A 12,170-nucleotide genomic window follows, 5' to 3' on the forward strand; every position below is an offset into this window, starting at 1 on the left:
CAGCGAATCGACCGCGGCAAGGCAATTACTGGTGAAACGCTTTGTCGCCGTGGACTAATGACCCGGCAAATGGTTTTCCCGAATATCGATGTGTGAGCTGGACTGCACAATACCTGTGCATGTGATTTGCCTAACTGTCGGCGCCTTCATAGCCAGGTTCTTTCATTATCTTTGGTACGTTGCCAAGTTGATCTATGTATAAATGATGCGGCAGGAAATAAATGCGAAAAATCACCGCGCTGTTTTTCATCGGTGCGAATATCCTTGGGACGGCAATATTCTGGAGCGCGACGGGCGTTGCGACGGCAGACGCCAGTTCCGCGGGTACCCCCGTGCCGTTGACTCCAAAGTTTCGGGCGTGCGACTTCACCTGGGCGGTGAATGTGCCGACATTCGGTAAGGGCAGCGGCCACACCGTCATCAGCAAGGCGGCGTCCAACAACGTCGTCGCGCAGGTGCAATTAATCGCCGCCGAGCCGCAAACCCACTACAACGTCAGACTGATTCAGTCACCCAGGACTTCTGCCGGCTGCGGAGCCGGAGATGCCGGGGTCACCGCCGGCGGTATCGACACCGACGGCAGCGGCGCGGGCGCGGTGACGCTGCAAAACGCAATTGCCGCCAATTCGACGGGCGTCTGGGTATTCGTTGACCGCCCGTCACCGCACTCGCAGACACCGATCGACTTCTACACATCGGAAATCATCACGGCGATCTAGTCGACATCGCGCCGACTACAAGGATGCGTTGTGCGGCAACGTGTTCAAGCACGCCGTAGGTCCGTTCCGCGGATCGCTAGCATGGATTCATGGCTCCTAAAGTGGCGACCGCGGACGCGGTCAGTCTTCCCGAACTGCTCGACTTCATCCGGCCGCGACACAAGATGCTGTTGACGACTTTCCGCTCGGACGGGTCGTTGCACAGTTCGCCGGTGACCGGTGGTGTCGACGAAGAAGGCCGCATTGTGATCGCGACCTATCCACAACGCGCCAAATGCGTGAATATCCGCCGCAATCCGTCGGCGAGCGTGGTCATCCTCTCCGACGATTTCAACGGCGCCTACGTGCAAGTCGATGGCGAGGCCGAGGTCATCGGCTTGCCCGCGGCGGTGGACCTGCTCGTCGACTACTACCGGGTGATCGCCGGTGAGCACCCGGACTGGGCGGAATACCGCCAGGCTATGGTGGACCAAGGCAAGTGTCTGATCCGCATCGCGCCGCGCCGCTGGGGACCGGTGGCCACCGGCGGCTTCCCGCCGAGGTAGAGCTCACTGCCGTCTAGCTGGATATTGCTGGAAGAACCAGTGTTTCGGTGACTTGTCGCAGGAATTTCGCGTCGACGGTTTGCCCGTTCAGTACTCGCAGCAGGCTCATTGCCGTGAGTACGTTGGCGACCAGGGACCAGTCGCGGTCGGCGGCGATTTCACCGCGGGCTACGGCGCGGGCCAGAATTATCGTGATCTGACGTCCGCCCCGCAACAGCATCAAATCGTCGATGGCCGTAGCGAGCTGGGGATCGCGAGTAGCTTCCAGCGCGACGCGGAGCAGTAGATCGTTAGTGATCAACCCGTTGTCATGGCTTACGGCGCGGTCGATCAAGGCTTCGATGTCGCCGGTCAAACTCCCGGTGTCGGGGGCGTCGTCGGTGCGCAGATCGGGTCGCCAGTAGACGAGAACGTCGGTAATCAATGCTGCTTTCGAAGACCACCGCCGGTAAATCGCCGCCTTGCCGACGCCGGCGCGCGCGGCGATGTCGTCCATATTCGTGGCGTCGTACCCGTTCTCGGTCAGCGCGGCAAGAGCGGCGTTGAGGATCGCGGGGTCACGAGATCGGTCCAGCCGGCCAACCGTGCGTTGGCGAAGCTTCGATTCCATCTCACTCATATGCCCGATACCTGCCTGAATGTCGCCTTTAGCCACCGAGAGCACTAGACCGTTGTCAGTTGCCGGACGGGCGCGGTATCAGTCTCGGACTCTTCGGCCTTCTTCCTCATCTTGAAGGTGTCCAACGGCCACCAGAACCAGCGGCCCAGAGCGGCGGCAATCGCCGGCGTCATGAAGGCCCGCACGATAAACGTGTCGACGAGTAGGCCCATCCCGATAGCTGTGCCGAATTGCCCGATCACCACCAGGTCGCTGACGATCATCGACGCCATGGTCGCCGCGAAGATCAGGCCGGCCGCGGTGACCACCCGGCCCGATGCGCCCATGCCCCGGATGATGCCGGTGTTGAGGCCGGCCGGGATTTCCTCCTTCAGTCGGGAGACCAGCAGCAGGTTGTAGTCGGACCCGACGGCCAGCAGGATGATGACCGTCAAGGGGAGCACGATCCATTGCAAGCCGATCCCGAGGATGTCCTGCCAGAGCAGCACCGACAGACCGCAGGCGGTGCCCAGCGACGCCAGTACCGTGCCGACGATCACCAGGGATGCCACCAAGCTACGGGTGATCAGCAGCATGATCGAAAAGATCAGGATCAGTGTCGCGATGCCGGCGATCGTCAGGTCGATCTTCACGCCGTCCTGCATGTCGCTGTACATCGAGGCGGTGCCGGCCAACGACACCTTCGCCGACTCCAGCGGAGTTCCCTTGATCGCGTCGGCGACAGCCTGCTTGACGCCCTGGACGTGCTGGATTCCCTCCACCGAGGCGGGGTCGCCCTGGTGGGTGATGATGAACCGGACCGCCTTACCGTCGGGCGAGACGAACATCTTCAGTCCGCGCTTGAAGTCGGGGTTTTTGAAGACTTCCGGCGGCAAATAGAAGCTGTCGTCGTTCTTGGCTTCGTCGAAGTAGTTGCCCATCATCGTCGAGCCTTCGGCGTTCTCTTGCATGTGTTGCTGAATGCCCGCCATCGAGCTGTGGGTGGACAGCATGTAATTGCGCATTCTTTGCATCGACTCGATGGTCTTCGGGAAGTCGGCGAGCATCTGCGGCATCAACATGTCGAGCTTGTCGATGTCCTTGGTTGTTTTCCCGATGTCGTCGGCCATCAGGTCGATGTCGTCGAGCGTGTCGAAAATCGATCGCAACGACCAGCAGACCGGGATGTCGAAACAGTGCTTCTCCCAATAGAAATAGGAGCGAATCGGTCGCCAGGTGTCTTCGAAGTCGGCGATGTGCTGCCGCACTCCCTCGATATCCGTCTGCAACACGTGCATATCGCGGGTCATCTCGTGGGTGGTGTCGGTGATCTGCTGCATGACGCCATACATGTGCTGCATGACGGCGATCGTTCGGCCCATTTCGTCGGCCTGCTCGAGCATCGACGCCATGCTGTCGTTCATGAATTTCGCGGTCTGCAGGGTGCTGGAGCTGTTCATGGCGATCACGAACGGGATCGAACTGTGCTCGATCGGCGCGCCCAGCGGCCGGGTGATGGTTTGCACGCGCCCGATGCCGCGTTCATGGAAGACGCTCTTGGCGATTCTGTCGATGATCAACATGTCCGCCGGATCGCGCAGATCATGATCGGCCTCGACCATCAGCAATTCCGGGTTCATGCGCGCGGGGGTGAAATGCCGCTCGGCCGCTGTCTGCGCAACGTTGGCCGCGATGTCGGGCGGGGTGAACTTCTTGTCGTTGTAGGTCGGCACATAGGTCGTCAGACTGATGAAACCGATCACCGCGATAAACGACGTCACGACGATGATGGGGACCGGCCACCTCGTCACCATGGTGCCGACTTTGCGCCAACCCCGTTCCGACACTTGACGTTTCGGATCGAAGAAACCGAACTTGGACGCGACCGCGAGCAACGCGGGAGCCAGCGTCAGGCCCGCCAGCATCGTCACCACCAACGCGATCGCGCACGGGATGCCCATCGTCTGGAAGTACGGAAGCTTGGTCGCGGTCAAGCACAGGCAGGCGCCGACGATCGTCAGACCCGACCCCAGGATGACGTGCACCACGCCGTTGTAGGCGCTGTAGTACGCCTGCTCTTTGTCTTCGCCGCGGGATCGGGCTTCGTGATAGCGGCCCAACAGGAAGATGAAATAGTCGGTTCCCGTGGCGATAGTCAGCATCGTGACCATGCTGACCGCGTACGGGGTCAGGCCGATGATGTCCAGATTGCCGGCGGTCGCCACGATGCCCTCTGCGGCATAGAGCTCGAAGCGCACCAATATCAACGCCAGGATCGCGTTCTTGAGCGAGCGGTAGATGATCAGCAGCATCACGAAGATCACGCCGATCGTGACCAGCGTCATCAAGTCCATGCTGTTGTGCGCGGCGATCAGCGTGTCGGTATTGAGCGCGGTGTTGCCGGCCACGTAGGCCTTGACGCCCGGCGGCGGCGGCACGCTCTTGACGATCTTGCGGACCTCGGCAACCGACGCGTGGGCGGGAGTGGTGCCCTGGGCGCCGTCGAGGAAGACCTGCACGTAGGCGGCCTTGCCGTCCGGGCTCTGGGAGCCGGCGGCGGTCAGCGGGTCGCTCCAGAAATCCTGGAGGAACTGGACATGCTTGCTGGCCTTGAGCTTCTCGACGATCTGGTTGTAGAAAATGTGCGCGCTGTCGCCGAGCTTGTCGTCGCCCTCCAACACGACCATCGCCGAGGAGTCGGTGTCGAACTCCTGGAACTTGTGGCCGATGTTCATCATGTCTTTGAACGCTTCGGCGTCCCTCGGAGTCATGGGCACCGAGTGCTTCCCCGCTACCTCACCGAGGTCGGGGGTGAACAGTGTGGTGCCGAGCGCGACGAGAAGCCAAAACAGGATGATCGGCACCGCCAGGACGCGGAGCAGACGGGCGACGCGGGAGCGAGAGCCAGGCTCGTTACTCATACAGATTTCACCAAGCAGTAGATGAAGGGTTGGTATTCGTCGAGGCTGCGGTCGTCGCGGACTTGGCCGTCGACGATGACCCGGCATCGAATTTGGCGCATGCCGGTGTCACCTTGGGCGACGATGTTGGCCGACATCGAGGGCAGGGTCGTCACGATCGTGTACGACCACGGCAGCGGGGCGTTTTCGACAAGGTGGGGTTGCCCATTTTCATCGAGGTAGTTGACGCTGACGCTGCCGCCCAGCGGTGCCGTGACCTCGTAGGTGATGTGCTTCGGATTGAAAGGCTTCGTCTCGGCATTCACATCGCCTCGCGCGACAGCGGTGTTGGCACCGAAACTGTCGCGAACGCGAATCACGACATAGGAGCCGAGTACGACAACGACGACAAGAAGTAGCGGTATCCACACCCTCTTGAACAGTCGATACACCCGCATCCCCTCCTCTTACGGCCACCGCCGAGCGCCGCGAGACACCACACCTGAGTTGTCGGCACACGTATCGAGGTCGATATGCCGGACTGCACCCGCCGACGGAACTTGAGTTCCATAATTGGGTAGTTCAGAACTGTACAGCATCGTGGAGCACTCCGCCGATGCAGGTTGATCAGCCCTGCCGCTGCCGGCAGCGGGGGGTGTCCGTCGACGCGAGCACGAAGAGAACTCGACGACCCACTCAGTACCGTTGTCCCGCAGCGTCATTCGCTATGCGGTAATTGGGAGGAAGTCCGGGTACGCCGAAGGGAGAAAACAAAACATTTAAAGTGGTGGCCAGGGCCGGGATCGAACCGGCGACCTTCCGCTTTTCAGGCGGACGCAATGGCCGCTGGCCTGCGTTTTAACGACGTTCATACGTCAAATGCGGCGCGCTGAGCGCGTCTGACGCAGGCCGCCCGTCCGACGATCGGACACAAACCGGACACAGTGACAGCACTCCCTAAAGGGAACCCTTGATCGCCCATCACTCAGTGATGCGCGCCTCGGGCTCCCGGGGAGTAGGTACCCCATGCCCAGCATCGAGGGGTCGACCGCGCGTCCAACGAAGACGACAGAGGAGCGACCGACTCTTCAGCCAGACACAACCCGGACGGCCAACCGGAACACGGGTGGAGCCGCGGATGCCGGTAGACCGCGAGTGCCCGAGGCCATCAAGGCCGCGGGGCGCGAGAGCGGTAGCGATCGGTCGGACGGCGGGAGCGGCGTAGGCCGTGTTCCGGCAGGGACCAACGGGCTTGTTATATGTGCCAAAAGTGTCCGCGACACCGTCGATGACGGAGTTGGTGCGGACCTGTCGGCCGCGGATGCGCTGGGGCTGCGGTTCCCGAGCCCCGATTTGGTTGCCTCGGCAGCGGCACTGTTTGAGCCTGCTGAACCCTGGGCGTACGGACGAGACCGGCTCGGCATGGAACCGGAGTCCGGGCGATTCCGGATCACGGTGGGGCCTGGCGTGGTCCGCCTCGGCTGGAGCAGTCCCGCTCGCGCGGAGAAGGCATCGGAGCGGGCGGTCAATCACCACCGACTCGACGTTGCGACTGAGGCGGACCGCATTAAGTCCGGCCGTGATACGCCTAGTCCGCCTGGGCGTGCGATCACCGAATGGTCGCGCAGGTCGCGTGCCGCGATGTGCCGCACCTTTGCCGAACTCGACTACACGCCGTTGGTGGAATGCGGTCGTGTGCCAGCGATGGTGACCCTGACCTACCCAGGCGAATGGCAATCCGTTGCGCCAGACGGCGCCAGTGTGAAACGACATATGGTTCTGTGGCGCAAACGGTTTCAGCGTGAATGGGGTGAGCCTGCACGCTACATCTGGAAGCTCGAATTTCAACGCCGAGGCGCGCCACACATTCACCTGTGGATGGCTCCCCCAAATGCTCTCGGTCGATCGGGCCGTACATTCCGCGACTGGCTATCCCAAGAATGGACGGACATCGTCGACCACCCGGACCCGGAACAACGCACAAAACACTTGCTTGCCGGCACCGCCATCGACATCAGGAACGGATTGCGCGCCTGCGACCCAAAACGTCTGGCGATCTATTTCACCAAACATTCCTCACCGAACCAGCACGGCGACAAGGAATATCAGCACATTGTCCCGGATGCTTGGCGCAAACCCGGCCGCGGCCCAGGGCGATTCTGGGGCGTCTACGGGGTCCGCCGAGCCTCAAAGGTCGTGGAGATCGCTCAGGATTCCTATGTCTCGGCCCGCAGGATCATTCGGCGCTGGTCGCGGTCACGAGCTATCTACGGCGGGAGTACAAGTTCGTTTCCTATCGAGGTCACGCCTCGGACGGCCGACCGCGTAGTCCAACGGGTAGACAGCCAGACCGGGAAAGTACGGCACCGCAAAATCCGACGACGACGGCTCCTGTGTAACCAAGGGGGACTTGCCGGAGGATACGTGCTGGTGAACGATGGCCCTACGTTCGCGGCGCAGCTCGCAGCGGCCCTATCTACCGCTTGAAGGCCTTGCTACTGATCGTGCAGATTCACTTCGTTCTGCTCGGCCAGAGCCGCTACTCTCTGTCTCACGATGATCGAGGCTTCGGAGCTGTGACGCCAATGCCACGGAGGACTGTTATACAAGTCCTTGAGTGCTTCGAAGACGAGTTTGCTCACGTGGCGTCCGCGTTTGCTCGTGGTGAGTACTCGTTATGGCTTGGCTCCGGAATTTCGCGTGATGTTGTGCCTGGTGTGCCGAAGTTGCTTGAGCGAATGTTGGTGTTCCTTCAAACAAGCAGCAATGCAGCCGATCCGAACTGCCGCTTTAGGAAAGCTCTTGAAGACGTCCTCGAGGTTGCGGGAGTGGCAGGCTCAACTCGCGCCTCAATCGACTTGACGGCGCCGGTTGGCACATGGCCGAATCTCCCTGACATCGTCGACCGCCTCATTGACCGATACTCGGATGTCCTCGATGTACAGGTCAGGGGTGAGCCTGGTGACTTCCTTGTCTGGACCGGGCTCGACGTGCCCGCGACCTACGGGGACCCAGGTCTAGCGCCAGACGTTGAACACTTATGCGTCGCAATCTTGATGATGGAAGGCGTAGTGCGATCCGCGCCGACCACCAATTGGGATGGCCTCGTCGAGGCGGCTATGGATCGTCTCGAGGGCGGAGGCGACGGGGCGCTTAACGTGATCGTGACAGCAGCCGACTTCCGCGCGCCCAGTCGCCGCGCAGAACTAGTGAAGTTCCACGGGTGCGCGGTGATGGCAGCGCATGACCCTGCCGTTTACCGCAGCCTTCTGATCGCGAGAAAGTCGCAAATATCTGGCTGGACCACAAGATCGCAAAACCAGATGATGAAGAATCACCTGGAACACCTGTTCGCCTCAAGGCCAGCCTTCATCGTCGGGCTCTCGGCACAAGACGCCAACATCCACACAGTCTTGAATGCGGCGATCCAGAACCTGGCCCGAAGCTGGCCCACCGACCCGCCGGCGGTCGTCCTCGCCGAGCAAACGCTTCACTATCATCACAAGCACGTGTTGAAAGTGACGTACGGCGATAGTTACTCCCCGAATAGCCAGGCGATCGAGTCGTCGGCTTTGCTCGGGGCCTATGCTAAGCCGGCTCTGCTCGGCCTGGTGCTGTTTACGCTGGCCGACAAACTCAGCGCGCTGACTCAGCACATACCTGAACTCGATCTGCCAGACGCCGACTTCGAGGGAATTCAAAAACACATTCGCGGCATCCGAGATGCAGCGGCCGAGAAGGCAGACCCCGATCCCCGAGTTTTTGTGGAAGCCTTAATATCGGGGGTGACGCTTGCACTGTGGGTATTCAGAAAAGGCAGCATTCCTGATCCCGCTCCATACCCGGCGGTTTCCGTTGCTCCGTTGACGGAATCCGTAGGAAACCCCGACTTCCCAAGCGCAGCTCTTGGACGCTTCGCTCTCGCATTCGCCCTACTCGGTCGCGGATTTCTTAACGGGGATTGGACGCTCGAACCCGGCAGCGCGACAAGGCCTCACGATGGTGTTGTGCAGGTGCGAAAGGGGGGACGCATATCGAAAGTGTTCGTTATCCACAGTGCACGGGTGTTGTCGGAGCTTGAACTCAACGGAATTGTTGATATGGCCGATCCTGAAGTGGTAATCGCTCAGGCAGAAGCTATCCATAACCCGACAACTCGCTCACCACGACCCCGCTACGGCCGCAGCGGTAAGAGCGGTGCCCGTGAGGTAGACCTCGAGACCGTCTGCGCCTCTGTCAGTTCTGCTGATGAACTGTTCGAAGACTTCGCATTAGGGACTGCCCTGTGAACGCGTCGGGTGTCGAAAGTGTGCTCCGAGTACTTGAGGACGAAGGCTTCGAACGTCTGCCCAAGCCCCTCGTAGTCGCCGGATCGAGTTTCGCCTTCGATGCTGCTGTCAAGGGCACGGGCGTATCGCACGATCTGGTGGTCTTGGCCGCCAACGACGCCTCCAAGGACCGGCTCGTGCGGCTTTTATCTGCTCTTAGCCGCACGCTCGATCAAGTTGAGTCCAGACGTCCCGTGACCCTCGTCCTTCTGGGCCAGGCGGCGGTTGATGCACGGACGATGGTCAGCCTTGAACAGCACTCCCGTGTCCTAATTATCGAAAGCGATGCTCCTCGACCCGACGAGATCCGCAGTGCGGTCGCCGTATTGCTGCCGCTAACGCTTCCGACGGAGCAGTCCCTGGCAAAACCGCCACTCGCTGTAGTGGCGGGCCATTTGGGCGCAGCCTTGTCCGACGAGCACCAGAAGTTCATTGACGCAGCCCGAGTCGGTCCCGATGAAGTGCGAGAATGGTTACGCACATATATCGACGACGCCGTAGAGGGTGCATCGGGCGAGGGGAGCGATTCGTGAACGATAGACCGCTCCGCAGCATCTCCATTTCCGACTTCCGACGGATTGAGGGCACCCGAGTTTTTCCGCTCGATGCACCGATCGTATTGCTGCACGGTCACAACGGTGCCGGCAAGACCAGCGTGCTCTCGGCACTTGAACTCGCGCTTACTGGCGAGATCCGAAGCATGCGCCGACATGACCCACGCTATACGGCGCACCTACCGTTTCACGGCCGCGAATTCGCGACGCTCACCGTAACGGTCTCCGACCTCCTCAGCGGAGGCCGAGTACCTGGACGAATGACTGTAGGCGGCAGCCGAATTGAAGGTGCTCCCGCGCTAGGTGCGGATACTGCACAGTTCTATGCCGAACGTTGCTACCTGGATCAAGTATCTCTAGGCCAACTGCTCGATCTCTATCAGTACCGTGAGGGAAAAGAGGAATCAGCCCTCGCCAGATTCGTCAACGAACTGCTGGGTCTGGAGCAGCTCGATGCTCTTCGCTCAGGGTTGAGCGACGCGGGCGATCTTCGTCGACTGAAGCGGCTATCCGAACCTCTCGCGAACGCGGACATACAGGCGGAGAGAGCTCAGAGCGAATTGGCAGATGCCACCGAGAAACTCAGGACTGCAAGAGACGAGCTAACGAGTTCGAAGGAACGCCTTGCAGAAGCAACAATGGCTTTGGGCTACTCTCCGCCCAGCGTCAGCGACGTGGAACTGAGCCAGGAAGTGGCCGAGCTGCTGCAGACGAGCCGCGCAACGGATGAGGAGTCGGCGGCCGCAGCTCTGCGTGAAGCGATAACCGCGCTCGGCGGACGGATTGAGGGATTGTCGACCAGGCCCTCGACTGTGCGCTTGGAAGAAGCACATGTTGCTGTTGCAAACGCGTCGATGGCATACCAGCAGTGGCGTGGCCAGCACGGATCGACAATCGATGCCTGGCAAGCCGACGCGGCCGAGCTGGGAATTCGGCCATCGGATGACGTATTGGCAGTGATAGGTGATGAACTGCAGAACATCGACCGCCGCATTGCTCGCCAAAATGAGCTCGTCGGCGAGACGAAACGCTTGGAGATCCAACTCGCAGAACATCGAGCTTCGCTGCGCACGCTCCAAGATCGACTCACTAATGCTCAGGAACAAGCCGGCTCACTGGCTGAGGGTCTCGCGAGCCTACGCGAGCACGCTTCTGACGACGTCTGTCCGGTATGTGACCGGGCCTTCGGCGAGGTGTCGTCGACCCACCTCACCGCCCATATCGACCGCAAGATCGCAGAACTCACGAATCAAGGGGCTCAGCTTCGACAACTCCGCGAACAACGGGCCGGCACATCGGCTTCGTTGCAGGACGCTGAACAGACTTTGGAGCGACTCCAAAGGCAGCTATTGACAGAAGAACAACTCGGGGCAGTTCGTTCTCGGCGAACTGCACTTGCGAGCCTTCACAAGCGGCTTCAGGAGCTCCAGCCAATAATCGACAATCTGATCGAACTGCAGTCGACACTCCGGGACGCGGAGGCGATGCTCGGTGAACTGGAATCCGTCGCCCATGACGCGCACATCGTAAGAGCGGAACTTGAGAATATCGCCCGTCAACTAAATGTTCCTGAACCACGGCCCGATCAGTCTCTGTACGACGAATGGCGGAAATTGGCAGAGATTACAGACGAACGGGTCGCACGAGCCAAGGCATTGGCGCTGGCATATGCCGCTGCCGGTGAGAGACTAAAGCAGATGGGCGACTGCGCAAAGCGTGTCGAGGACTTGAAAGACGCAGTTGCGAAAGCCGCAGAACGAAAGTCCTTATGGGACTCACGAGTGAAAGAGGCAAGGAGGCGGCAGACGGTAGCAAAGGAGGTGCATCGCGCGGCATCTGAGGCGCGCGCAGAGATCGTGCACCGTGTGTTCACTGAGTCACTGAATCACGTGTGGCGCAGTGTGTTCACGCGACTAGCTCCACGCGAGCACTTCGTTCCCACGTTCGGAATCCCGACCTCATCCAAGGCTGCGCTCGAAGTGAAGTTGCAGACTGTCCACACGTCCGGAAGCATTGGCGGGTCGCCCCAGATGATGCTCAGTGCGGGAAACCTGAACACCGCTGCACTGTCACTGTTCATCGCGTTGCACCTCGCGGTCGAACCCCTTGTGCCATGTCTAGTCTTCGATGACCCAGTTCAGTCAATGGATGAGGTACACATCACTCAGTTCGCCGGTCTTATGCGCGTTCTCGCGAAGCGACACCAGCGGCAGGTCATCATCGCCGTCCATGAGCGGGAGCTTTTCGAGTATCTCTCCCTTGAGCTGAGCCCCTCGTTCGAAGGCGACGAACTCTTAACGATCGAGCTTGATGCATCAACGCACGATACGGAGAAAGGCGTTAAGCGGATCACCTGGACACCAGATCCAGCAATCGCGGTATGACGAACAGGAGAATCGGCACCCGCGTCCCTGGCTGACAAACCTGGCGGCGGTTTGCGAACACCAGTACCAACGATGGGGCCGAACGCGATAGCGCCTCATCGCGTTCCCGCTGGCTAGTCGATTCGCGTCGTTCAGCCCTTTT

Annotated in this window: 9 protein-coding genes and 1 tRNA gene; 6 read left to right on the top strand and 4 right to left on the bottom strand. The window is 60.5% G+C overall.

The window, feature by feature from the left end; all coding sequences use genetic code 11:
- The first annotated feature begins 221 nt into the window (after positions 1-221).
- A complete protein-coding gene (locus tag OK015_RS26360) occupies positions 222-719 on the top strand; it encodes a hypothetical protein (RefSeq protein WP_268127601.1) in 498 nt (165 codons plus the stop codon).
- A gap of 89 nt (positions 720-808) precedes the next feature.
- A complete protein-coding gene (locus OK015_RS26365; protein WP_268127603.1) occupies positions 809-1,264 on the top strand; it encodes a PPOX class F420-dependent oxidoreductase in 456 nt (151 codons plus the stop codon).
- Between the two features lie 13 nt (positions 1,265-1,277).
- Here OK015_RS26365 and OK015_RS26370 read toward each other — a convergent pair whose 3' ends face one another.
- The 4 genes from OK015_RS26370 to OK015_RS26385 all read right to left on the bottom strand — a co-directional run bounded on the left by OK015_RS26370 (position 1,278) and on the right by OK015_RS26385 (position 5,614).
- Positions 1,278-1,883, bottom strand: a complete 606-nt coding sequence (locus tag OK015_RS26370) for a TetR/AcrR family transcriptional regulator (RefSeq protein WP_268127604.1) — start codon at positions 1,881-1,883, stop codon at positions 1,278-1,280.
- A gap of 44 nt (positions 1,884-1,927) precedes the next feature.
- Positions 1,928-4,783, bottom strand: coding sequence for an MMPL/RND family transporter (locus OK015_RS26375; protein WP_268127607.1), 2,856 nt, complete (start codon positions 4,781-4,783; stop codon positions 1,928-1,930).
- Positions 4,780-5,214, bottom strand: a complete 435-nt coding sequence (locus OK015_RS26380; RefSeq protein WP_268133130.1) for an MmpS family transport accessory protein — start codon at positions 5,212-5,214, stop codon at positions 4,780-4,782. Before OK015_RS26380 ends, OK015_RS26375 begins: the two co-directional genes overlap by 4 nt.
- Before the next feature lie 333 nt (positions 5,215-5,547).
- A tRNA-Phe gene (locus tag OK015_RS26385) sits at positions 5,548-5,614 on the bottom strand.
- A gap of 303 nt (positions 5,615-5,917) precedes the next feature.
- On the opposite strand from OK015_RS26385, the gene OK015_RS26390 reads away from it, so the two are divergent.
- Genes OK015_RS26390 through OK015_RS26405 form a run of 4 tightly spaced genes read left to right on the top strand, consistent with a single transcriptional unit; the run spans position 5,918 to position 12,028 of the window.
- Positions 5,918-7,249 carry a rolling circle replication-associated protein gene (locus OK015_RS26390; RefSeq protein ID WP_268127609.1) on the top strand — a complete coding sequence of 444 codons (1,332 nt, stop codon included), beginning with the start codon at positions 5,918-5,920 and terminating at the stop codon, positions 7,247-7,249.
- Positions 7,246-9,051, top strand: a complete 1,806-nt coding sequence (locus OK015_RS26395; RefSeq protein ID WP_268127610.1) for an SIR2 family protein — start codon at positions 7,246-7,248, stop codon at positions 9,049-9,051. The genes OK015_RS26390 and OK015_RS26395 overlap by 4 nt, the downstream gene beginning before the upstream one ends.
- Positions 9,048-9,623, top strand: a complete 576-nt coding sequence (locus tag OK015_RS26400) for a hypothetical protein (protein WP_268127612.1) — start codon at positions 9,048-9,050, stop codon at positions 9,621-9,623. Before OK015_RS26395 ends, OK015_RS26400 begins: the two co-directional genes overlap by 4 nt.
- On the top strand, positions 9,620-12,028 hold the full coding sequence (locus OK015_RS26405; RefSeq protein ID WP_268127613.1) for an AAA family ATPase: 2,409 nt from the start codon (positions 9,620-9,622) through the stop codon (positions 12,026-12,028). Before OK015_RS26400 ends, OK015_RS26405 begins: the two co-directional genes overlap by 4 nt.
- Positions 12,029-12,170 lie beyond the last annotated feature (142 nt).

This window comes from Mycobacterium sp. Aquia_216 (genome assembly GCF_026723865.1).
In the GTDB taxonomy this organism is placed as follows: domain Bacteria; phylum Actinomycetota; class Actinomycetes; order Mycobacteriales; family Mycobacteriaceae; genus Mycobacterium.